Source organism: Salinarimonas rosea DSM 21201 (assembly GCF_000429045.1).
GTDB lineage: Bacteria > Pseudomonadota > Alphaproteobacteria > Rhizobiales > Beijerinckiaceae > Salinarimonas > Salinarimonas rosea.
Genome location: NZ_AUBC01000025.1, coordinates 57,025 through 79,214 on the forward strand (window position 1 = coordinate 57,025; position 22,190 = coordinate 79,214).

Genomic DNA, 22,190 nt, shown 5'->3' on the forward strand with positions numbered 1-22,190 from the left:
GAGATGGATCATCAGACGGCGCCCGCGCCGCTCCTCGACGTTCGTGACCTGCGCACGTGGTTCCACACCTTCTCCGGCACGGTGAAGGCGGTCGACGGCGTGAGCTTCACGCTCGCGCCCGGCGAGGTGATGGGCCTCGTCGGCGAATCGGGCGGCGGCAAGTCCGTCGTCGGCTTCTCGCTGCTCGGGCTGATCGACCCGCCCGGCCGGATCGAGGGCGGCGAGATCCTGCTCGACGGCGAGGACATCGCCCGCGCCTCCGAGGAGCGGCTGCGCCGCATCCGCGGGAGGGAGATCGCGATGATCTTCCAGGACCCGATGACCTCGCTCAACCCGGTCCAGACGGTGGGCGCGCAGATGGACGAGATGCTGCGCCTCCACACCGATCTCGACGAGGCGGCCCGCAAGGCGCGCTGCATCGCCATGCTCGAGAGCGTCGGCATCTCGCGCGCCGCCGAGCGGCTGAAGGCGTATCCGCACCAGTTCTCCGGCGGCATGCGCCAGCGTGTGGTCATCGCCATCGCGCTGCTCGCCGCGCCGCGGCTGATCGTGGCGGACGAGCCGACGACGGCGCTCGACGTGACGATCCAGTCGCAGATCCTCAGGCTCATGCGCCGGCGCATCGCGCAGACCGGGGCGGCGATGATCCTCGTCACGCACGATCTCGCCGTCGTCTCCGAGATGGTCGACAAGATCGTCGTCCTCTATTGCGGCAAGGTGGTCGAGACCGGCCCGGCGCGGGAGGTGATCGCCGACCCCTCGCACCCCTACACCCGCGGCCTCGTCGACTCGATCCCCAACCCGCGGGACCGCAAGCCGCGGCTCGCGCAGATCCCCGGCGCGGTGCCCGACATCCGCAATCTCCCCTCCGGCTGCAGCTTCCGCCCGCGCTGCCCGCGCGCGCAGGCGAAGTGCGCCGAGGTGGCGCCGGCGCTCGCCCCGACCCGCGGTACGCTCTCGGCCGCCTGCCATTTCCCCATCGTCGAGGAGATCGCCATGACCGGTGGAGAGCGCGCATGACGGCGTCTGCAATGGCGGCGTCCGCCACGACGGCCGCTCCCGCCGCCCCCATGCTCGAGGTCGAGAATCTCGAGCAGCGCTTTCCCCTGCGCTCGGGGATCATCGACCGGCTCACTTTCGAGGGCGGCCGCCCGCGCCTCGTCGACAGCGTCGTGCACGCGGTGAACGGCGTGAGCTTCTCCATCGCCAAGGGGGAGGTCCTGGCGCTCGTCGGCGAATCCGGCTGCGGCAAGTCCACCGTGGCGAAGTCGATCGCGCGCATCTACACGCCGAGCGGCGGGCGCATTCGCATCGACGGCGAGGATGTCGGCGCCTACGGGCATCGCGCGATGCTGCCGGTGCGCGCGAAGATGCAGATGATCTTCCAGGACCCCTTCGCCTCCCTCAACCCCCGCCAGAAGGTCCGCGACATCGTCGCCGAGCCGCTGCTCGAGCAGCTCGAGCGACGGGGCGAGGCCAGGGCGAAGGCCAAGGCGCGCGAGGCGGCGGTCGCGCTGCTCGAGCGCGTCGGCCTCAACGCCGAGCATGCCGGGCGCTACCCGCACCAGTTCTCCGGCGGCCAGCGCCAGCGCATCGGCATCGCCCGGGCGCTCTCGGTCAATCCGGGGCTGATCATCGCCGACGAGCCGGTCTCGGCGCTCGACGTCTCGATCCAGGCGCAGATCCTCAACCTGATGATGGACCTGCGCGACGAGTTCGGCCTCGCCTACCTGTTCATCAGCCACGACCTCTCGGTGGTGAACCACATCGCCGATCGCATCGGCGTCATGTATCTCGGCTTCCTGGTCGAGACCGCCCCGCGCGACCGGCTGTTCTCGGCCCCGCGCCATCCCTACACCCGCGCGCTGCTCTCGGCGGCGCCGACCATCGACCCGGCGGACCGGGCGGTGGAGATCGAGCTCGAGGGCGAGGTGCCGAGCGCGCTCGCCCTGCCGTCGGGCTGCTGCTTCCGCACGCGCTGCCCCTTCGCCTACGACCGCTGCGCCGCAGAGCGCCCGACGCTCCAGGACGTCGGCGGCGGCCAGAGCGTCGCCTGCCACCTGATCGACGAGCCGGAAAGGGACCGCCCGTGAACCAGGACGTGACGAACGAGGAGGTCGTCGTCGCGCAGGCCCGCCTGCCGCTCGCCGACCCGCACGACTGCACCGACGCCGCCGACGAGCTCTCCCTCTACGAGGCGCTCTACGACACGCTGGTGCGGCGCGACGGCAAGGGCTATGCACCGCGCCTCGCCGCCTCGTGGGCGGTCTCGGAGGACGCCCGCACCTGGATCTTCCGCCTGCGGGACGGCGTCGCTTTCCACGACGGCACGCCCTGCGACGCGGACGCCGTGCGGCTGTCGCTCCTGCGCATGGCGCGGGAGGACAAGGGCTACACGCTGGGCGCGCCGGCGGTCTGGCGGCAATATCTCGGGGACGCCGTCGTCGAGGCGCCCGACGCCGGGACGCTCGTGATCCGCCTCGGCGCGCCGATGGCGGACCTGCTCGACGTGCTCGTCCAGGGCTATGTCGTCGCGCCCTCGGCGCTGCCCGCCTACGATGCCGGCGACACGCGCCGGCCCTGCGGCACCGGGCCCTATCGCCTCGTCGACGCCTCGGACGATCACGCTTCGATGGCGCGCGTGCCGGGTCACTTCGCCGGCGAGCCGGCGAACGCGCGCATTCGCTTCGTGCGCGAGCCCGACCGGGCACGGCGGCTCGCCATGGTGCGCTCGGGCGCGGCGCAGGTCGCGACCAATCTCGACGTCGCCGCGAGCGCCGACCTGCCGGCGCACGGCGCGACGCAGGTGGTCTCGCTGGCTCCCGTCGCCATCATCTACCTGCTGAACGCCGCCCGCGGCCCGCTGGCCGACGCCCGCGTGCGGCGCGCGCTCGCGCTCGCGCTGGACCGCGAGGCGCTCATCGCCGAGGTCGTGCCCGGCGCCGCGCGCCCGCTGCACGGCTTCGTCGGCCCGCTGCATTTCGGCGCCGGCAGCGCGCCCGCCCGCGAGCGCGATCCGGAGACGGCGCGCGCGCTCCTCCGCGAGGCGGGCTTCGGAGACGGCCTGACCCTCGGCCTCGACTGCCCGACGCGGCTTCCCGACGAGGCGCAGCCGCTGACGGCGGCGCTCGGCCGCCGGCTCGCGGCGATCGGGGTGACGCTCGACGTCCACCTGCACGAGGACCGCGAAGCCTACGCCCACATGGTCCGGCGCAAGGAGATCCGCGACCTGTGCGTCTTCGACTCGAGCCCGATGTCGACCTATCGCGTCCTGGTCGAGAAGCTCGACGCCCGCGTGCGCGGCTCCTGGTGGCAAGGCTACCGCAACGAGGCGGTCGAGGCGCTGATCGATCGCGGGCGGATCACCACCGACGACGACGCGAGGTCTGCGCTGTACGCGCAGGCCTATGCCCTCTTGCAGGACGACCCCGCCTGGCTGTGCCTCTACAATCCACTCAAGGCGACCGGGATTTCGGGGCACCACCCCGATTTCGCGCTGCCCGTCGACACCGTCCTCGACGCCGCGCGCCTGCCGGCGCTGCGCTGAGCCTCGAGAGGACGAGCCGATAGACGGAGCTGTCGTCCCGGACGGCGAAGCCGATCCGGGCCCATACGCTCGCCGCGCGCCGTCTCGGCCTGGAGACGCCGTGCAACGCAGCCCCGGGGGCCGCGAAGCCGGCGTCGGCGGTTACCGGTCCCGTGTCGCGTTCGGCGCTCGGGACGACGGGAGGGGACACCGGCGAAGCCGACCGGTCTCCAGCGGGTCGTTCACGGGCTCGGAGCCCAGGGAGAGCGGAAAGATGGAAGACATCCTCGTCACCGGCGCCACCATCGTCAGCATGGACGCCGAGCGGCGCGTGATCGCCGACGGCGCCATGGCGGTGAGCGGCGGGCGCATCGTCGCGGTCGGCCCGCGCGAGGAGGTCGAGGCGGCCCATTCCGTCGCGCGCATCGTCGACGGGCGCGGCAAGATCCTGATGCCGGGCCTGATCGACGTCCACGCCCATGCCGGCCACGGGCTGATCAAGTCCATGGGCATGACCGACGGCGACCGCTGGGAGGCGATCTGCGGGGAGGTCTACACCACGGGCTCGACGCCGGAGTTCTGGCACGCCGAGGCGCGGCTCGCCGCGCTGGAGCGGCTGCGCTTCGGCGTCACCTGCGGGGTCTCCCTGCTCGGCGGCGGCGACACCGTGATGCGCACGGACGATCCCGTCTACGGCGAGGCGCACGCGCAGGGCGTGGCCGAGGTCGGCATCCGCTCGATCGTCGCGGTGGGGCCGACGCGCGCGCCCCATCCCTGGACCTACGCCACGGTGAGCGAGGACGGCGAGAGCACGCGCTACCCGGTCGATTTCGACCGGCAGATGCGCACCTGCGAGACCCTGATCGAGCGCCTGCACGGCTCGGCCGGAGGCCGCGTGCGGATCGCCCTCGTCTACCCCGTCCTGCGCGACGAGCACGAGGCCGGGATGGCGCCCGGCGACTACGCCGAGGCCGTGCGGCAGGCGCGCGCGGTGCGGGCGCTCTCGCGCTCCGCCGGCGTGCTGTTCACGCAGGACGGCCACTGGCGCGGCTCGGTGCGGCGCGCCGACGCGCTCGGCCTGCTCGGGCCCGACGCGCTGCTCTCGCACGCGATCGACCTCCACGACGACGAGATCGCGATCTGCGCCGACACCGGCACGCGCATCGCCCACAACCCGTCCGCGGTGGCCTCGATCAAGGGCCGCTGCCCGGCGATCGAGCTGATGGAGGCGGGCGTCGTCGTGGCGCTGGGCTCCGACGCCACGGCGCCCGATCGCTCGGGGGACATGTTCCGCCACATGCAGCAGGCGATGCACTACCACCGCCGGCACTACCGCGACGCCTCCGTCCTCCCCGTCGGCAAGGCGCTCGAGATGGCGACCATCGATGCGGCGACCGCGCTCGGCCTCGCCGACGAGATCGGCTCGCTCGAGCCCGGCAAGCGCGCGGACGCGATCCTCGTCGACGCGCGCCACGCGCACCTCGCGCCCGCCAACATGCCGGTCCACCGCGTCGTCGCCTTCGCCAACGGCAACGACGTCGAGACGGTGATGGTCGACGGCGAGATCCTGCTCGAGGCGGGGCGGCCGACCCACGTCGACCCCCTCGCGGTCGCGCTCGAGGCGGAGCGGCAGGCGGAGCTGACCGTCGCGCGCATCGGCGCGTGGGACGCGCTCGACGTCGCGCCGGGCTGGGGGCGCACGCGGGGCTGAGGGCGCGGCTCACCGGCCGGCGAGATCGCCGGACCTTCGGCTCACACGTGCCCGAAACGCTCCTGCGTGCGCCGGCGCACCTGCTCGAACAGCTCGTAGAGCCCCCAGCCGATGAACGACAGGAGCAGCACCATGCCGATCACGGTCGCCGTGTCGGCGCTCTCCTGGCCGGCGGCGAGCAGGTAGCCGATCCCCTGGTTCGCCCCCATCAGCTCGCCGATGACGACGGCGGTGACGGCGAGCGTGCTCGCCACCGTCATGCCGGCGAGCAGCGTCGGCAGCGTCGCCGGCAGCTCGATGTGCACGAAGCGCTGCCGGGCCGACAGCCGCAGGACCCGGGCGAGGTCGCCGTAGGAGCGCGGCAGGAAGCGCAAGCCCGACAGGACGCCGGTCATGATCGGGAAGAAGGTGACGATCGCCACGAGCACGATCTTCGGCGCCGGCCCCAGCCCGAGCCAGAGCAGCAGGAGCGGCGCGATGGCGATCTTCGGCGCGGTCTGGAGCAGCAGCACGAGCGGCATCGAGAGCCGCTCCAGGATCGGCGCACGCGCGAAGGCGAGCGCCGCCGCGATGCCGAGCACGAGGCCGAGCAGGTAGCCCCAGGCCAGCTGCCCGAGGGTCACCGCGACGTGGTCGGCGAGGCGCGCGTTCTCGTGGAGGAAGACCATGCGCCGCGCGACGTCGAGGGGCGCCGGAAGCAGGTAGCCCGGCACCCCGAAGAGATGCACCGCGGCCAGCCAGGCCAGCAGGATGGCGGCGAGCCCCGCCAGGCCGCGGATCAGCACGGCTCAGTTCCCGATCGTCTTCGGATCCGCGACGACGAACGTGCTCGCGTCGGGCGCCTGATCGATGACGTCGTACTGCGCCAGGATGTCGGCGTTGGCCTGCCAGGCCTCGAGATCGGCGACGCCGAGCCCGCGCTCGTCGGTGAGCGGGCTGCGCCAGACCGACTCGGCGAAGGTCTTCTCGAAGGCGGTGACGAGGGACGGCTTCTGCTCGGCCCAGGTCGGCGTGTACTTCTCCATGGCGATGTCGAGCGCGGCCTCGATGTTGCCGTCCATGGTCCACTCGTAGGAGCGGGTCACGGCGGCGGTGAAGCGGCGCACGAGGTCGGGGTTCTCCTCGAGCAGGCTCGCGCTGGTGACGACCACGTTGCCGAAGGACGGCAGGAAGTCGTTCGAGAGGATCATGTCGACCTCGACGCCCGCGCCCTCGAGCACGTACTTGCGCAGCTCGGAGAAGACGATCGCGTCGACCTGGTCCGACTGCAGGGCCTGCACGATCGCGCCGGTGTCGATCAGCTCCACCGTCACGTCGTCGAGCCCGAGCCCGGCCTCGGCCAGCCCGACCTGGAGCTGGAGGTAGTTCGGGCTGCCGTAGCTCGTCACGGCCACCGTCTTGCCGGCGAGGTCGGCATAGCTGTCGATGCCGGTCTCGGCCTTGGCGAGCAGCGCGCCGATGCCGCGCTGGTAGGTGGTGTGGACCACCCGGACGGGCAGGCCGTTCGCAGCCGCCGCGATCACCGCGTCGCCGTTGGGAAAGCCGAACTGGACGTTCCCGGCAGCGATGTTCGTCAGGATGTCGGAGGCGCCGGCGTAGATGAACTCGACGTCGATGCCCTCGTCGGCGAAGAAGCCGTTCTCGACCCCCGCGTAGAGCGGTGCGTAGAACGGCACCGCCGCGCCGTCGATCTGGAGCAGGACCTCGTCCTGCGCGAGAGCCGGCGTCGCCAGCAGCAGGCCGAGGCCCAGGAGTGCGGGCAGATGCTTCATGATGGTTCCCCTCTTTCGAGTGCGTCCAGGGCGAGCCCCGCGACGTGCAGCAGGTTCTCCTGCGTGCTCCGGTAGTCGTCGAGCCAGGCGTCGGTGGCGCGGTTGCCGTGCACGCCGAGCAGCGCGCCTGCGGCGACGCCGAGGCGGGCGCAGACCGTGAGCACGGTGTGCGCCTCCATCTCCACGCCGAGCGCCCCGGCGGCGCGCAGGGCCTCGAGCCGCTCCGGCGCGGGCGGCGCCTCGCCCCGGCGGAGCGGGCGCCCCTGGCCCAGGTAGTAGCTGTCCGTGGAGGCGACCGGCCCGCGATGCGCCGTCAGCCCCAGCGACGCCGCCGCGGCGGCGAGCGCCTCCGGCAGCCCCGGTGCGGCCGCGCCGTCGCCGCCGTAGAGCGCCGGCACGGCGCCGTCGCCGATGGCGCGGGTCACGCACAGGTAGTCGCCCGGCGCGATCTCCGGCACGAGCGCCGACATGCCGCCGATCCGCACGATCCGCCGCGCCCCGAGCATGGCGAGCTCGACGAGGGCGATCTCGGTCGACGGCCCGCCGATCCCCGACGAGCAGACGGTCAGGCGCCGGCCGCGATAGGTCCCCGTCGCCACCGCGAACTCGCGGCGCCGGCCGAGGTCGACGACGTCCTCCATCAGCGCGGCGAGCATCGGCACGCGATCGGGGTCCCCGGGGACGAGCACGTCCGGCGCGATCTCGCCGGGGCGGGCCGGCAGGTGCGGCGGCATCTCCCCGCGCCAGGGCATCAGGGCGGAGGTGCTAGCGCTCATCGGCGTCGTTCCAGGCGAGCAGGCGGCGCTCGGCGAGCCCGAGCGCGAGGTGCAGCGCGACGCCGAGCAGCGCGGTCAGCAGCACGGCGCCGAACAAGAGCGGCGCCTTGTAGGTCGCCGCCGCGAAGGTCATCAGGAAGCCGAGCCCCCGGTTGCCGGAGATCCACTCCGCCAGGATCGCGCCGACCAGCGCCTGGACGCCGCCGACCTTGAGCCCGACGAAGATCCCCGGCAGGGCCGCGGGCAGGTCGATGGTCGCGAAGCGCCGGGCGGGGCCGAGCCGCAGGAGTGCTGCGACGTCGTGCAGGCGCGGATCGATGGCACGGAAGCCCGCCAGCGCGCCGATCAGCACGGGAAAGAACACGAGCGAGAACACGAGCGCCAGCTTCGCCTCGAGACCCAGCCCGAACCAGACCACGAAGAGCGGCGCGAGCGCGATCTTCGGCGCGCTCTGGAGCACGACGAGGGGGCCGTCGAGGAGCGTCGAGAGCAGCGGCACGCGATAGAGCACGTAGGCGAGCGCCACGCCCGCGACCGCGCCGAGCGCGAGCCCGAGCGCGATGCTGCGCAGGGTGAAGGCGAGGTGCCCGGCGAGGCTCCCCGTGGTCGCCTCCCGCACGAGCGCGAGCACGGTCGCCTGGGGCGAGGGCAGGAGGTAGGGCGGCATCCCCATCGGGCCGCTGGCGTACCACCAGGCCGCGACGAGCACCGCGAAGGCGGCGCCGTATTCCAGCACGGGCCGGACGCCGGTCATCGCGGCGCCTCCCCGCCGCGCAGGTCGCGCCGCAGCGCCGCGACGAGCTCGTGATAGGCGCGGTCGAGCTTGGTCTCCTCGCTGCGCGGGCGCGGCAGGTCGACGGCGTAGGTCCGCTCGAGGCGCCCGGGGCGCGCCGACATCACCATCACCTCGTCGGCGAGGTAGGCGGCTTCCTCGACGGAATGGGTCACGAGCATCACGGTCTTGCCCGTGCGCTGCCAGATGCGCAGCAGCTCGTCGTTCAGGGTCTCGCGGGTGAGGAGGTCGACCGCCGAGAACGGCTCGTCCATCAGCAGGATCGGCGGGTCGTCGGCGAGCGCGCGGGCGATCGCCGTGCGTTGGCGCATGCCGCCCGAGAGCTGGCGCGGCAGCGCCTGCTCGAAGCCGCGCAGGCCGACCAGCGCGACGAGCTCGCGCACGACCGCGTCCGAGCGGGCGCGCTCCATGCCCGCGGTGTCGAGGGGAAAGCGGATGTTCGCCTCCACCGACTTCCACGGCAGCAGCACCGCGTCCTGGAAGACGAAGCCGACGGGGCGCTTCACCGGCCCCGCGCCGAGGCGGATCGTGCCGGACGTCGGCGTCTCGAGCCCCGCGATCAGGCGCAGGAGCGTGGACTTGCCGCATCCGGAGGGGCCGACGACGGCGACGAAGCGGCCCTCCGGCACAGCGTGGGTGAGCGGCTCGAGGGCCGGCACCGACTTGCCCCGAAGCTGGAAGACCTTGCTGATGCCGTCGATCTCGATCACGTCGCCGTCCGCTCCCCGCCGGATCGAGCGGCCCGCGGGGCACCGCCTCTGCGGGCCTCCGAGCGCGTCTCAATTTTGATACACGGCTTCGATACTCGGTCGGGCCTTCCGTTGCGTCAAGCCTGTTTCGGCGGCAGGGTGCGATGCATACGCGGGCACGGACGACGGACGACGGACGACGGACGGGCGGGCGGAGGGCGCGCGGCCCCGGCCGGCGGCTGCGCCGTCCCGAACGGGAGCCGTGCCGAACGGGAAAAGGCCCGGCGGAGCGGCGCTCCGGGGCCTGCGATCGCGCCATCGGGCGCAGCGACGTATGGATGGTCGGGGGGAGTTCAGGAGACTGGTGGAGCCAGGCGGAATCGAACCGCCGACCTCTTGAATGCCATTCAAGCGCTCTCCCAACTGAGCTATGGCCCCACTCTCGTCTCGCGGGCTTGGGTCCCGGAAACCGGGTCCCGCGAGGTGGTCCGCGGCGGGGGGAGCGTTGCCGATCCCCCCGCGACGGAGCGCCTGTTTAGACGGTCCGGAGGGGATGTCAACCCTCTTCTTCGTCCTCGATATCGCTGTCGATGAGGCCGGAAACGTCGTCGTCTCCCTCCTCTTCCTCGGCGAGGAAGGTGTCGTCGGATTCGTCGTCGCCGAGGTCGATGTCCTCGTCGCCCTCCGCCTTCTTCTCGTCGCCTTCGGCCTCCTCGAGGGAGACGAGCTCGACGTCCGCCTTCTCGACGACCTCCTCCTCTTCCTCCTCGGCCTCGACCACGGGCGCGACGCGCCCGCCCTTCGTGCCGACCGCCTCGAAGGCGGAGCGCGGGTAGGCGATGCCGGTGTAGGGGGAGACGACGGGGTCGCGGTCGAGGTCGTAGAACTTGCGCCCGGTCTCGGGGCAGGTCCGCTTGGTGCCGAGTTCCGGTCTGGCCACGGGTGGTTCCTTCGTGTGCTTTGGAATTCTGGAACAGGCGCGGCTAGCGCCTCGCGGGGCGCTTGTCAACGCGCGAATGCGCGGGCGGCTCCCGCCGGCGGCGATGCGACGTCCCGGCCCGGGTCGTGACGCGGCCCGTCCCCCGTGCTAGGCGTCCGGCCGTTCTCGACGTCCCTGGTGAGCGAGCCCGTTCGTGCCCTGCGGATCCCCCCCTGATCGCCCGCCCGGCTCCGGGACGCGCGAGCGCCTCGCCGTCCGGGCGGCCGGAGCGCTGCGCGGGCACGTGCGCCCGCCGGGATCGCCGGGCGACGCGCATGCGGCGCTCGTGCTGGGCGCGCTCGCGATCGGCGAGACGACGATCCTGGGCATGCCCTCGGGCGAGGCGTTCGCGCGCACGGCGCAGGCCTGCCGCGCCCTCGGTGCGCGGGTGACCGCGGGCGAGGCCGGGTGGACGGTCGCGGGGACCGGCGTCGGCGGGCTGGCCCAGCCGGCGGGGCCGCTCGCGCTCGACGCCGCCGCGCTCGCCCCGATCCTGGGCGCCTGCGCCTCCCATCCGCTCGAGGTGACGATCGACGTCCTCGCCGGCCGGCCCGACGATCCCACCGGCGCGGGCCTGCGCGGCGCCCTCGCCGCCATGGGCGCGGGCGTCTCGGTCTCCGGGGACGGCGCGACCGTGCGGGTGCAGGGCGCGCGCGAGGCGATCCCGATCGACTACCGGAGCGCCCCCGGCGACGCCGACGCGGCGCGGGCGGTGCTCGTGGCCGGGCTGAATGCGCCCGGACGCGTCGGCGTCGTCGAGCCGATCGCGAGCGGCGATGCGCTCGCCGGAATGATGATGCGTCTGGGCGCGCGCATCCGCATCGCGCCGCACGGACCGCGCGGCCGCACTCTCGCCCTCGACGGCCAGCCCGAGCTCGTGGGCGCGCCGCTCGCCCTGCCGGCGGACCCCGCCTGCGCCGCCGCCCTCCTCCTCGCCGCCCTCGCGGTGCCCGGCTCCGACATCGTGCTGGAGGGGCTCGGCGCCGACGGGCCGACGGCCGCGCTCCGCGAGGCCCTGCGCGCCATGGGCGCCGACATGGCGGAGGACGCGCGCGATCCGGCCGGCCTGTACACGGTGCGCATGCGCGCGGGCGCCGCGCTCGCGGGGATCGCGCTCCCGGAGGAGGCGGTCGCGGCGCTGGGCCCGACGCTCCCGGCGCTGGTTCTCGCGGCGGCGAGCGCCGCCGGCGAGAGCCGCCTCGCCGGCGCCTGCGCGCCCGATCGCCCCGATGCGCCGCGGGTCGCCGTGCTGTGCGCCGGCATCGCCGCGGCGGGGATCGCGCACGCGGTCGAAGGCGACGATCTCGTCCTGCCCGGCGGCGCCCGGCCGCCCGACGAGGTCGTCGTGCCCGCGGCGGGGGACCCGGCCATCGCCGTGGCGTTCGCCGCCTGGGGCGCGGGGGCGTCGCGGGGACCGGCGATCGCCGATCCCGGCCCGGTCGACGCGGACATGCCGGATCTCGAGAGACTGCTGCGCGCGCTGGGCGCCGACCTGGAGGAGACCGCCCGATGGGCTTCGTGATCGCCGTCGACGGACCCGCGGCGTCGGGCAAGGGGACGCTCTCCAAGCGCATCGCCGCCCATTGGGGGCTCGCGCATCTCGACACGGGCCTGCTCTACCGCGCCGTGGCGCGCCTCCTCCTCGACAAGAACCGTCCGCTCGACGACGAGAATGCGGCCGAGGCCGCCGCCTACGCGCTCGAGCTCGCCTTCATGGACGAGAGCCGCCTGCGCGGGGCGGAGATGGGGGAGGCGGCCTCCCGCGTCTCGGTCATCCCGGCGGTGCGCGCGGCGCTCCTCGACCGCCAGCGGGCCTTCGCCGCGCAGGAGCCCGGGGCCGTGCTCGACGGACGCGACATCGGCACGGTGATCTGCCCCGACGCCGACGTGAAGCTCTTCGTCACCGCCAGCGCGCAGGAGCGCGCCCGCCGCCGCCACCGGGAGCTCGTCGGGCGCGGCGACGCCCCGCCCTTCGAGACCGTTCTCGCCGACATCCGGGCCCGCGACGCGCGCGACCAGGGCCGGGCCGCCGCCCCGCTGAGGCCCGCCGATGACGCCGTCCTCCTCGACACGTCCGACCTCGACATCGAGGCCGCCTTCGCGCGCGCCGTCGAGATCGTGGAAGCGGCACGCGGCGCTTCGTCGCTCCGGTCACGCGCGCACTAGCCCGATCCGCCGACCCGCTGGCATGCTCCTCGCTTCACCGACGCGCGGGGGGCTCTCCGATCGAGAGGAGGCCGAGCGATGTGGGCGTTGAGCGTTCGCGGGAGATCCCGCACCGGCGGCGCGGCCGCCATAGTCCTCGCGGTCGTGATCGCGAGCCTGCCCTTCGCGCGGCCCGCGCAGGCCGAGACCGAGGTCGACGTGGCGCTCGTGCTCGCCGTCGACATCTCCTTCTCCATGGACATCGACGAGCAGGAGCTCCAGCGCGCCGGCTTCGTCGAGGCGCTGCGCTCGCGGGAGGTGCACGAGGCGATCGGGCGCGGGCTCGTCGGCCGGATCGCGGTCACCTACGTCGAATGGGCCGGCGTCGGCGACCGGCACGTGATCGTGCCCTGGACGCTGATCGACGGCCCCGAGAGCGCCGTGCGCTTCGCCGAGGACCTCGAGTTCGAGCGCATCAACCGGGCGCGCCGCACCTCGATCGCGACCGCCATCGACTATTCCCTGGAGCTCCTGGAGGAGAGCGGCGTGCGGGCCCTGCGGCAGGTGATCGACGTCTCCGGCGACGGCCCGAACAACGAGGGCGCCTTCGTCACCGCCGCCCGCGATCGCGCCATCGCGCGGGGCGTGACGATCAACGGCCTGCCGATCATGCTCAAGCGGCCGGGCTACCTCGACATCCACAACCTCGACGAATATTTCGTCGACTGCGTCATCGGCGGCCCCGGCGCCTTCGTCGTGCCGGTGCGCGCGCCCGAGGAGTTCGTCGACGCGATCCGCACAAAGCTCGTCCTCGAGATCGCGGGCCTGGTGCCGCCGCGCCCGCTCGTGCACCGCGCCCAGGTCGACCTGCCCACGGACTGCCTCGTCGGCGAGCGGCAATGGGAGCACCGCAACCGGTTCTGAGGGGCGGTGCGGGGGGCGTCAGAGCAGGCCCTGGCGGCGCGCGAAGGCCTGCCAGTCGACGACGTCGGTCGCCTCGACCGCGAGGCGGCTTTCCGGCGACAGGTTGGCCGTGAAGATCACCAGGTTGTCGCAGGTCCACCGCGCGGAGGGCACGATCAGGCCCTCGTAGCCCAGTGCCGCCACCTCGGCGCCGACCTCCTGCGTCCGCTGGTAGTGGCGCGCATGGAAGGCCGCGCGGTCGACGCCGACCTCGTGGAGCGTATCCTCGTCCAGGCGAACGACACGCGCGAGCGCAACCGCGATCCGATGCGCGGCGAGCGGCTTGCCGGGCGGCGGCGAGAGCAGCGCGAGATAGGACGCCACTTCCGCAAGCGCGCCGTCCGGCTCGAAGCTCGTGTAGAGGACGGGGACGCTCGGTGCGCCCGGCTCGGAGGCCGGAGCCCAACGTCCACCGCTCGTCGAGGGCAGCAGCGGGTGGGCCGATGGACGCGTGATCCGGTGCACGATGCACTCGAGCGAGCGCGTGGCCCGCGCGGCGATCCGGGCGCGCAGCTCTCCTGGAGGCGCCATCGTGCCGGGCTACATGTAGACGGCGTCGCGCACCCGATCGACCAGGCGCCGGACCTCGTCGCTGCGGCCGGCGCGGATCGCGTCGGCGGGGCTCCGGCCCTCGAGGAGCGTCTGCGGCGAGAACAGCCAGAGGCGCGCCTGGGCGGGCTCGTAGAGGTCCGAGAGCTGCTCGATGACGTATTCCAGCTCCAGGATGATCCGCTCGGCCTCCGGGCGGGGATGGGAACGCCCCTGCCGCCAGCGCGACACCGTCTCCGGACGCGTGTCAACGATGCGCGCGACGTCTGCGCTGCGAATCATGCCCTTGTGGCGAATCGCGTCGAGCCTTTCCGATACGCCACCGGCCATGATGCGCGCTCCTTCCCAGGCGATCGACATGCCCGGCTCGGGCGTGTCTATCCCACAGCTACAATGACATCTGGATAGGCGTTCATGCCGCGCTTTGCAAGAGTGCGCCTGCCTTCCCATCTCGCCCGCGAGAGACTACAAGGATTTCCGCCCCCGGATGCGCCCAGGCCCAGGATCGATGTCTCCCCTCGCGAACCGCCGCTTCCTGAAGATGAACGGCCTCGGCAACGAGATCGTCGTGCTCGACCTGCGCGGCACGGACCTGCGCGTGCGCGCCGGCGAGGCGCGGGCGATCGCGGCGGACGCGCGCTCGCGGTTCGACCAGCTCATGGTCGTGCACGACCCGAGCGTCCCCGGGATCGACGCCGACCTGAGGATCTACAACACGGACGGCTCGGAATCGGGCGCCTGCGGCAACGGCACGCGCTGCGTCGCCTGGGCGCTCGTGCGCGATCCCGCGATGGGTGATCCGGCGAAGACGGCGCTCACCCTGCGCACCCGGGCGGGGCTCCTGCCGGTGCGCGTCGACGGCGACGTCGTCTTCACCGTGGACATGGGCGCGCCGAAGCTCGCCTGGCAGGACATCCCCCTGCGCGATCCCTTCCCGGACACCCGCTACATCGAGCTGCAGATCGGGCCGATCGACGATCCGATCCTGCACTCGCCGGCGGCCGTGAACATGGGCAATCCGCACGCGATCTTCTTCGTCGACGACGTCGACGCCTACGATCTCGCCCGCATCGGCCCCCTGCTCGAGAACCATCCGATCTTCCCCGAGCGCGCCAACATCTCGCTCGCGCACGTCGTCTCGGACAGCCGCATCCGGCTGCGGGTCTGGGAGCGCGGGGTCGGGCTGACGCGGGCCTGCGGCTCGGCCGCCTGCGCGGCGCTCGTCGCCGCCGCCCGCAAGAAGCTCACCGGCCGCGAGGCGGTGGTGGCCCTGCCCGGCGGCGAGCTGACGATCCGCTGGCGCACTAGCGACGACCACGTGCTGATGACCGGGCCGGTGGAGCTCGAGCACGAGGGCCGCCTCGACCCGGCGCTCTTCGCGGATCTCGCGGAGAGCGCCTGATGGCGCGGGGGGACGCGCTCGCGCGGATCGAGACCTTCGGCTGCCGCCTCAACCTCGCCGAATCCGAGACGATCGCCCGGCGGCTGGACGCGGCCGGGCTCGACGACGTGCGCGTGATCAACACCTGCGCCGTCACCGCCGAGGCTACCCGCCAGGCGCGCCGGGCGATCCGCCGCGCGGCGCGGGAGCGCCCGGAGGCGCGGCTCGTCGTCACCGGCTGCGCGGCGCAGATCGAGCCCGACGCCTTCGCGGCGATGCCGGAGGTCGCCCACGTCGTCGGGACCGAGGAGAAGCTCGACCCCGCCACCTGGGACCGCCTCGCCGCGCCGGGCGCCCCGCGCCGGCTCGTCTCCGACGTCATGGCGGCGCGCGCCGCCCGCGCCCCGGACGCCGCGCCGCCGCGCGGGCGCACCCGCGCCTTCGTCCAGGTCCAGACCGGCTGCGACCACCGCTGCACCTTCTGCGTCATCCCCTTCGGCCGCGGCAACGCGCGCTCCGTCCCCGCCGCGACCGTGATCGAGACCGTTCGCGCCCAGGTCGCGGCGGGGGCCCGCGAGGTGGTGCTCACGGGGGTCGACCTGACGAGCTGGGGCGGCGATCTCGACGGTGGTCTGCGCCTCGGAGCGCTCGTCAAGGCGCTCCTCGCCGGCGTGCCCGATCTCGCGCGGCTGCGCCTCTCCTCCATCGATTCGGTGGAGGTCGACGTCGACCTCCTCGACGCCATCGCGACCGAGCCGCGGCTGATGCCGCATCTGCACCTGTCGCTGCAGGCGGGCGACGACCTCGTCCTCAAGCGGATGAAGCGCCGCCATGCCCGCGCCGACGCGATCCGCCTCTGCGAACGGCTGCGCACGCTGCGACCGGGCATCGCGCTCGGCGCCGACCTGATCGCCGGCTTCCCGACCGAGACCGAGGCGATGTTCGCCCGCTCCCTCGACCTCGTCGCCGAATGCGGGCTCGCCCACCTGCACGTCTTCCCCTACTCCCCGCGGCCGGGCACGCCGGCGGCGCGCATGCCGCAGGTCCCCGCGGAGGTCGCCCGCGAGCGGGCCCGGCGCCTGCGCCAGGCCGGGGAGGCGGCGCTCGCGCGCCACCTCGCGAGCCATGTCGGCGCGCGCCGCCGCGTGCTGGCGGAGCGTGGCGGGACGGGGCGCACCGAGGATTTCTCGCTCGTGCGCTTCGCCGGCGCCGCGCCCGAGCCGGGTGCGCTCGTCGAGGCGACGATCGCGGCAACGGACGGGCGGGCGCTCGTCGCGGCCTGACGTCAGGCCGTCTGCCCCGTCCCCGCCCGTCCGGTGACGCGCCGGTAGTGCGCCCACAAGAGCTTCGCCGCGACGCCTCGCCAGGGCCGCCAGGCCTCCGCCACGGCCGCGAGCGCCTTCGCGTCCGGACGCGCGTCGAGGCCGTAGACGAGGCGCGCCGCCTCCTGCAGGGCGAGGTCGCCCGCGGCGAAGGCGTCGGCGTGGCCGAGGCAGAACAGGAGGTAGACGTCGGCCGTCCAGGGCCCGATTCCGTGCACGGCGACGAGCCGCGCGTGCGCCTCGTCCGCGGGCATCGCCCCGAGCTCGGCGAGTGGCAGGGCGCCGGTCGCCACCGCCTCCGCGGTGGCCCGGAGCGCGCGGATCTTCGGGCGCGAGAGACCCGCGGCGCGCAGGGCCTCGTCGGAGGCCGCGCGCAGCGCCTGCGCCGTGATCTCCGGCAGCGCCGCCTCGAGCCGCGCGTGGATCGCCGCCGCGCTCGCCACCGAGACCTGCTGGCCCACCACGATCCAGGCGAGCCCCGCGAATCCCTCGGGGCGCTTGCGCAGCGCGGGCACCGAGCCCTCGGCGACGATGCGCGCCAGCGCGGGATCGCGCGCGACGAGCGCCGCCAGCCCCTCGCGCAACCGTTCCTCGCTGTCGAGACGCGCGTCCATCGCCTATCTCCGGTCCTCGATCCCATATGGAGGTCTCGACGCGTCGCGCGGCCGCGCGCGCCCCGTCGCCGACGTCCTACCTGTCGCAGGGTGACCCGTGACGCAACCCGTCTTCCGCTTCGCGCCGAGCCCCAACGGCCGCCTGCATCTCGGCCACGCCTATTCCGCGCTGGAGAACGCGCGGCTCGCCGCGCGGCTGCGCGGACGCCTGCTGCTGCGCGTCGAGGACATCGACACGACCCGCTGCCGGGAGGATCTCCTCGCCGCGATGCTGGACGACCTCGCCTGGCTCGGCCTCCCCTTCGAGCCCCAGCCGGCGCCCCTGCGCCAGTCTGCGCGCTTTCCCGTCTACCGGGCGGCGGCCGCGGGCCTGCGGGCGCGCGGGCTCCTCTATCCGTGCCGCTGCTCGCGCAAGGAGATCGCGGACGCCGTCGCCGCGAGGGAGGCCGAGACCGGCGCCCCCTGGCCGCGCGACCCGGACGGCGCGCCGCTCTATCCCGGCAGCTGCCGCGGGCGCGATCCCGCCGCCGTCCTGGCCGCGGGCGGCCCCGTCGCCTGGCGCCTGTCCATGGAGGCCGCCCTCGCCGCCGCACCCGGCCCGCACGCCTACGCCCGCTTCGACGACGACGGCGCGACGGAGAGCGTCGCCGCCGATCCCGTCCGCTGGGGCGACGCGGTGATCGTGCGCAAGGAGATCCCGACGAGCTACCACCTCGCCGTGGTCGTCGACGACGCCGCGCAGGGCGTCACCCACGTGGTCCGCGGCGCCGATCTCGAGGCCGCGACGGATCTCCACGTCCTCCTCCAGCGCCTGCTCGGCCTGCCGACGCCGCTCTACCGGCATCACGGCCTCGTCCGCGGCGCCGCCGGCGAGAAGCTCGCCAAGAGCCTGGGCTCGACGCCGCTCGCGGAGCTGCGCGCGGCGGGCTGGACGCCGGAGGACGTGCGCGCCGCCGTGCGCGCCGCGACCGCCGGCGCGGCCTGACCGTGCCGTTCAGGTCGTCACCAGCGCGAGCCACCCGGCCATCGTCACCACCGCGAGCGCCGTCGACAGCGCCACCGCGCTCGACGCGAGCCCGACGCCGGAGCGGTAGGTCTGCGCAAGGAGGAAGGCGTTGATGCCCGACGGGCAGGCGGCGAACATCACCGCGACCGGAATCCAGGCCTCGGGCACGGGGAAGACGAAGGTCGCGAGCAGGAAGACGAGGAGCGGATGGAGCAGGAGCTTCGCCGCCGCGATCGTCGCGGGCAGCGGCAGCCCCGCCTCGAGCCCGTAGCGCGCGAGGGCGATGCCCATCGCGACGAGCGCCGCCGGCGCGGCCGCGTCCGCCAGCATGCCGATCATCCGCCACAGCGGCTCGGGCAGGTCCCCTGCGACCGGCCGCAGCGCCGCGCCGAGCGCGATGCCGACGATGATCGGATGGGTCACGAGCTTGCGCACGATCCCGCCGAGCGAGGCGCCGCGCCCCTCGACGAGCAGCGTCGCCGCGCTCATCGTGATCGGCAGGTGGATCGCCACGAGCAGGAACAGCGGCACGGCGGCGGTCTCGCCGAACGCCTTGAGGATCAGCGGCACACCGATCAGCACCGTATTCGATTGCGCCGCCGAGAAGCCCGCGACCACGGCCTCGACGCCCACGCGCCCGAAGGCGTGGCGCGCGAGGAGCCCGGCGACCGCCCAGACGACCGCGAGCGCGACGAAGTAGGAGGCCCAGTAGCCCCACGGCTCCGCCAGCGGGACGTCCCCGCGCGCCAGCGTGTCGAGGATGAGGCTGGGCAGGGCGATGGCGAAGACGAACTGGGTGAGCCCGGTCCCCGCCGCCTCGTCGATGATGCCGCGCCTGCGCGCGGCGAAGCCGACGAGCACCAGGCCGAAGATTGGCAGGACCACGAGGAGGGCGTCGATCATCGCCGCGCGGCCGCTCTCAGCCGCCGGTGCCCTGGGCGAAGCGCACCGGCCCGCCGGCGCGGTCCATCAGATCGACGACCTGCTCACGCTGCCGGGCGAAGTCGGCGAGCGCCCGCCCGTCGAGCTCGCGCGAGCGCGGCACGCGGATCTTCAAGGGGTCGACGAAGCGGCCGTTGACCTTCACCTCGTAGTGCAGGTGCGGGCCCGTCGAGAGGCCGGAATTGCCGAGATAGCCGATCACCTGCCCTTGGGTGACGCGCACGCCGGGCTGGATGCCGTCGTGGATCCGCGACATGTGCGAGTAGGTCGTGACGTAGCCGTTGGCGTGCTGGATCTCGATCCGTCGCCCGTAGCCGCCTTCCCAGCCCGCGACCATGACGGTGCCCGCGCCGGCGGCGAAGATCGGCGTGCCGACGCGGTTCGCCCAGTCGACCCCGGTGTGCTGGCGCGCGTAGCGCAGGACCGGGTGGCGGCGCATGCCGAAGCCCGAGGTCAGGCGCCCTTCGGCGATGGGCTTGCGCATCAGGAACTTCTTCAGCGAGCGCCCCTCCGGGTCGAAATAGTCGATCGCGCCCGTCTCGGGGTCGTGGAAGCGGTAGACGCGGCTCGTCTCGCCGCCGATGGTCAGCGCGGCGGAGAGGATCTCCGGCGGCGCCTCCGGCTCCGGCTGCGTGTAGAAGACGTCGATGGCGTCGCCCGGCTGGACCCGGCGCTGGAAGTCGACGTCGTAGGCGAAGACCTGGACGAGCTCCTCCACGGTCTCGCGGGAGAGGCCGTGCTTCATCGCCGTCTCGAACAGGCTCTCGTAGAGCCGGGCGCCGCCCTGCCCCTCGTCGACCTGGGCGACGGCGGTCTCGGCGGGCTGCGGCTCCTCGGGAACGCGGACGGGGACGAAGGCGTGCGCGTCGGTGACGGCGGCGATCGCCTCGACGCCCCGCTCGCCGTAGAGCACGATGCGCAGGAGCCGGCGCGGATCGCCGGGCCGGGCACCGTCGCGCACGAGGAGCCGCATCGGCTGGCCGGCGGGGAGCGCGGCCACGGCCTCGGCACCGCCGAGCGCGGCCACGGCGCCCGCGACGTCCTCCGCCGCGATCCCCTGCTCGGCGAGGAGCTGCGGCAGCGTCTGCTCGCGCCCCAGCGCGAGGCCGACCTCCGCCACGTCGTCGTCGCCCTCCTCGGGTGCGCGCTTGGGGAGCGTGGTGACGTTCTCCGGGATGACGCGCACCTCGATCGAATCGAACGGCGTGTCCTCGACGGCGGCATAGGCGGCGAGGCCGGGAATCGCGGCGGGGCCGACGGTGCGCCCGAGCATCGCCTGGGCCGGCAGCGGCAGGCCGCGGCGCTGCCCGGCGGCGAGCGCGATGCGGCGCTCCTCCATCACCTGCGCGGCGGCGTCGGCGTCCGAGAGGGCGGGCGAGACGGGGCCCGGCGGCACCTCGGCGAGCCCCCGGCGCAGCACGGTGACGTCCGCCTCCTCCGGTGCCAGCTCCACCACGGCGGCGGCGGGCTGCGACGCGTCCTCGCCGGCCTCGGCGAGGTAGCGCATCGGGTCGAAGCGCGGGACGTCGGCGGCGTGGACGCCGCTCGTGCGTGACAGGCCCGTGGCGAGGCGGGTGAAGGACTGGACGCGAATCATCTCGCGCTCGCCGACCCGCTGCGCCATCGGCGCCTCGAACGTGCTCGTCGCGGTGACGGTCAGCGTCGTGCGCAGCAGGCGATCGGCCTTGGCGGCGCCGCCCCGCGCGTCGCCCGCGCCCGGCGCGGCCGCCTGCGGGACCATCCGCTCGGCCGGCGTGACGAGCGCGGTCGAGCCCTCGATGGCGACGACGATGGCGGCGCCGATCAGCAGCGCGCCGGTGGCCCCCGTCAGCACGCCCCCGGCGAGCCAGCGCCAGGAGACGGCGCGGCGGGCGATCGGCGCGTCGTCGCCGGCGGGGTCGAGCGGCGGCTCGCCGCCGAGCGGGAAGGCCCGGTCGGCGCTGCCCCGACGGGTGGACGACGCGGCGCCGGCCGGGGAGAGGGGGCGGGTGCTCGCGCGGGGGGCGGGGATCGCGGAAGGGGAGGTCGGGGAAGGGGAGACCGGGGCAGACGGGGCCCCGGGGGCGGGCCCGGAGGACGAGGCGCCGGTCGCGAACACGCCCGCTCCGCCGCCCTGCGTCGGCGCGTCCTCGCCCGGATCTGGGATGCCTGCCTTCATGCCCCGTCGTGATCTCGCTCGATCCTGCGTGCGGCGCGATCGCGCCGGACCCCGCGGTCGGTTCGGCCGCACCATAGCCAAGCCGTCGCCCCGCTGGCAACGCTCGGCGGCGCGTGCGCCCGGACGGGGCGCCGACGTCGCGAGGATTCCCGCGACGTGACTGCTCGCGCAAGGTGACGGCAATGAGGCGCGGGGTGGCGTCGGGGAGGGGCGCGCGGGCGCCCGGGGGTCGCCGAATCGCGTCGGGAAACGCCCCGGGGAGAAAATTTCGTGACGGCCTGTTGACAGCCCCGGCGGCCGTCGGTAGATAAGCGCCATCGACGCCGGGCGCTTCGACGCCGCGGCGGTTTCGCTTCCTCTGGAGAGCGTTGGGTGCCGGAACCGGCCTTGGTCGGAACGAACCCCGTTTCCCGGGTGCGAGACACGCTCTTTGACATTGTCGAGAAGGAAGAAGGAGAAGCGTGGGCGGCCTTTTCGTCCTTGCGGATCCGGTTCCGTGGCCTTGCGAGAGCGGGTCCGGGGTCGGATCGTGAGATGAGAGGCGTACTGCTCGCGACTTTTTCTGAAGGTCACATCGGCTCGTTCCGCGAGGAGCGGGTCGAACATGTGACCCTCGTCTATTTCGCTGAGTAGTGAAGCCTTTGGATCACATCTCTTCAACGTGAGAGTTTGATCCTGGCTCAGAGCGAACGCTGGCGGCAGGCTTAACACATGCAAGTCGAACGCACCTTCGGGTGAGTGGCAGACGGGTGAGTAACGCGTGGGAACGTGCCCATCGGTTCGGAATAACCAAGGGAAACTTTGGCTAATACCGGATACGTGCGAGAGCAGAAAGATTTATCGCCGATGGATCGGCCCGCGTCC

Annotated in this window: 21 protein-coding genes, 1 tRNA gene and 1 rRNA gene; 11 read left to right on the plus strand and 12 right to left on the minus strand. The window is 73.8% G+C overall.

Annotation, left to right across the window (positions count from 1 at the left end):
- Positions 1–3 precede the first annotated feature (3 nt).
- The 4 genes from G407_RS0117435 (at position 4) to G407_RS28390 (ending at position 5,237) form a co-directional block, all read left to right on the plus strand.
- On the plus strand, positions 4–1,020 hold the full coding sequence (locus G407_RS0117435) for an ABC transporter ATP-binding protein (protein ID WP_029031859.1): 1,017 nt from the start codon (positions 4–6) through the stop codon (positions 1,018–1,020).
- Positions 1,017–2,093 (plus strand): ABC transporter ATP-binding protein, encoded by a 1,077-nt coding sequence (locus G407_RS0117440; RefSeq protein ID WP_210163130.1) that lies wholly within the window; start codon positions 1,017–1,019, stop codon positions 2,091–2,093. Before G407_RS0117435 ends, G407_RS0117440 begins: the two co-directional genes overlap by 4 nt.
- A complete protein-coding gene (locus G407_RS0117445) occupies positions 2,090–3,547 on the plus strand; it encodes an ABC transporter substrate-binding protein (RefSeq protein WP_029031861.1) in 1,458 nt (485 codons plus the stop codon). The genes G407_RS0117440 and G407_RS0117445 overlap by 4 nt, the downstream gene beginning before the upstream one ends.
- 253 nt (positions 3,548–3,800) lie before the next feature.
- Positions 3,801–5,237, plus strand: a complete 1,437-nt coding sequence (locus G407_RS28390) for an amidohydrolase family protein (RefSeq protein ID WP_043540098.1) — start codon at positions 3,801–3,803, stop codon at positions 5,235–5,237.
- A gap of 41 nt (positions 5,238–5,278) precedes the next feature.
- Here the strand turns inward: G407_RS28390 and G407_RS28395 are convergent, their stop codons facing one another.
- The 7 genes from G407_RS28395 to G407_RS0117485 all read right to left on the minus strand — a co-directional run bounded on the left by G407_RS28395 (position 5,279) and on the right by G407_RS0117485 (position 10,207).
- Entirely contained in the window at positions 5,279–6,022 is a 744-nt protein-coding gene (locus G407_RS28395) for an ABC transporter permease (protein WP_043540099.1), read from the minus strand.
- Positions 6,023–6,025: 3 nt separating this feature from the next.
- Entirely contained in the window at positions 6,026–7,009 is a 984-nt protein-coding gene (locus G407_RS28400) for an ABC transporter substrate-binding protein (protein WP_043540100.1), read from the minus strand.
- Positions 7,006–7,785 carry a nucleoside phosphorylase gene (locus tag G407_RS28405; RefSeq protein WP_052341516.1) on the minus strand — a complete coding sequence of 260 codons (780 nt, stop codon included), beginning with the start codon at positions 7,783–7,785 and terminating at the stop codon, positions 7,006–7,008. The genes G407_RS28400 and G407_RS28405 overlap by 4 nt, the downstream gene beginning before the upstream one ends.
- The gene (locus tag G407_RS0117470) at positions 7,775–8,539 is read right to left on the minus strand and encodes an ABC transporter permease (protein WP_029031863.1); all 765 of its coding nucleotides are present in this window, start codon (positions 8,537–8,539) and stop codon (positions 7,775–7,777) included. Before G407_RS0117470 ends, G407_RS28405 begins: the two co-directional genes overlap by 11 nt.
- Positions 8,536–9,288 carry an ABC transporter ATP-binding protein gene (locus G407_RS0117475; RefSeq protein ID WP_043540101.1) on the minus strand — a complete coding sequence of 251 codons (753 nt, stop codon included), beginning with the start codon at positions 9,286–9,288 and terminating at the stop codon, positions 8,536–8,538. Before G407_RS0117475 ends, G407_RS0117470 begins: the two co-directional genes overlap by 4 nt.
- A gap of 341 nt (positions 9,289–9,629) precedes the next feature.
- A tRNA-Ala gene (locus tag G407_RS0117480) sits at positions 9,630–9,705 on the minus strand.
- 118 nt (positions 9,706–9,823) lie between these two features.
- Complete coding sequence (locus G407_RS0117485; RefSeq protein WP_029031865.1) at positions 9,824–10,207, minus strand: TIGR02300 family protein; 384 nt, start codon at positions 10,205–10,207, stop codon at positions 9,824–9,826.
- Positions 10,208–10,400: 193 nt separating this feature from the next.
- On the opposite strand from G407_RS0117485, the gene G407_RS28410 reads away from it, so the two are divergent.
- The 3 genes from G407_RS28410 (at position 10,401) to G407_RS0117500 (ending at position 13,315) form a co-directional block, all read left to right on the plus strand.
- Positions 10,401–11,768, plus strand: coding sequence for a 3-phosphoshikimate 1-carboxyvinyltransferase (locus G407_RS28410; RefSeq protein WP_084327605.1), 1,368 nt, complete (start codon positions 10,401–10,403; stop codon positions 11,766–11,768).
- Positions 11,756–12,412: a (d)CMP kinase gene (gene cmk, locus G407_RS0117495; protein ID WP_029031866.1), complete on the plus strand. Its 657-nt coding sequence runs from the start codon at positions 11,756–11,758 to the stop codon at positions 12,410–12,412. The genes G407_RS28410 and cmk overlap by 13 nt, the downstream gene beginning before the upstream one ends.
- 78 nt (positions 12,413–12,490) lie before the next feature.
- Positions 12,491–13,315: a DUF1194 domain-containing protein gene (locus tag G407_RS0117500; protein ID WP_029031867.1), complete on the plus strand. Its 825-nt coding sequence runs from the start codon at positions 12,491–12,493 to the stop codon at positions 13,313–13,315.
- 18 nt (positions 13,316–13,333) lie between these two features.
- Here the strand turns inward: G407_RS0117500 and G407_RS30665 are convergent, their stop codons facing one another.
- Both G407_RS30665 and G407_RS0117510 read right to left on the minus strand, forming a co-directional pair.
- Positions 13,334–13,885 carry an RES family NAD+ phosphorylase gene (locus G407_RS30665; RefSeq protein WP_052341518.1) on the minus strand — a complete coding sequence of 184 codons (552 nt, stop codon included), beginning with the start codon at positions 13,883–13,885 and terminating at the stop codon, positions 13,334–13,336.
- Between the two features lie 9 nt (positions 13,886–13,894).
- A complete protein-coding gene (locus tag G407_RS0117510; protein WP_169728803.1) occupies positions 13,895–14,233 on the minus strand; it encodes an antitoxin Xre/MbcA/ParS toxin-binding domain-containing protein in 339 nt (112 codons plus the stop codon).
- A gap of 178 nt (positions 14,234–14,411) precedes the next feature.
- Between G407_RS0117510 and dapF the strand changes: the two genes are divergently transcribed.
- Together dapF and mtaB are read left to right on the plus strand one after the other, a co-directional pair.
- On the plus strand, positions 14,412–15,305 hold the full coding sequence (gene dapF, locus G407_RS0117515; protein ID WP_029031869.1) for a diaminopimelate epimerase: 894 nt from the start codon (positions 14,412–14,414) through the stop codon (positions 15,303–15,305).
- The gene (gene mtaB / locus G407_RS0117520; protein ID WP_029031870.1) at positions 15,305–16,567 is read left to right on the plus strand and encodes a tRNA (N(6)-L-threonylcarbamoyladenosine(37)-C(2))-methylthiotransferase MtaB; all 1,263 of its coding nucleotides are present in this window, start codon (positions 15,305–15,307) and stop codon (positions 16,565–16,567) included. The genes dapF and mtaB overlap by 1 nt, the downstream gene beginning before the upstream one ends.
- Positions 16,568–16,569: 2 nt before the next feature.
- On the opposite strand, the gene G407_RS0117525 is transcribed toward mtaB, so the two are convergent.
- Entirely contained in the window at positions 16,570–17,220 is a 651-nt protein-coding gene (locus G407_RS0117525; protein WP_029031871.1) for a DNA-3-methyladenine glycosylase family protein, read from the minus strand.
- A 97-nt stretch (positions 17,221–17,317) separates the two neighbouring features.
- On the opposite strand from G407_RS0117525, the gene gluQRS reads away from it, so the two are divergent.
- Positions 17,318–18,205: a tRNA glutamyl-Q(34) synthetase GluQRS gene (gene gluQRS, locus G407_RS0117530; RefSeq protein ID WP_029031872.1), complete on the plus strand. Its 888-nt coding sequence runs from the start codon at positions 17,318–17,320 to the stop codon at positions 18,203–18,205.
- Positions 18,206–18,214: 9 nt separating this feature from the next.
- Here gluQRS and G407_RS0117535 read toward each other — a convergent pair whose 3' ends face one another.
- Both G407_RS0117535 and G407_RS0117540 read right to left on the minus strand, forming a co-directional pair.
- Positions 18,215–19,129 (minus strand): AEC family transporter, encoded by a 915-nt coding sequence (locus G407_RS0117535; RefSeq protein WP_052341519.1) that lies wholly within the window; start codon positions 19,127–19,129, stop codon positions 18,215–18,217.
- A gap of 16 nt (positions 19,130–19,145) precedes the next feature.
- Positions 19,146–21,326 (minus strand): M23 family metallopeptidase, encoded by a 2,181-nt coding sequence (locus G407_RS0117540; RefSeq protein WP_084327607.1) that lies wholly within the window; start codon positions 21,324–21,326, stop codon positions 19,146–19,148.
- Positions 21,327–21,983: 657 nt separating this feature from the next.
- Here G407_RS0117540 and G407_RS0117545 point away from each other — a divergent pair.
- Positions 21,984–22,190 (plus strand): 16S ribosomal RNA (locus tag G407_RS0117545); the annotation flags it as partial.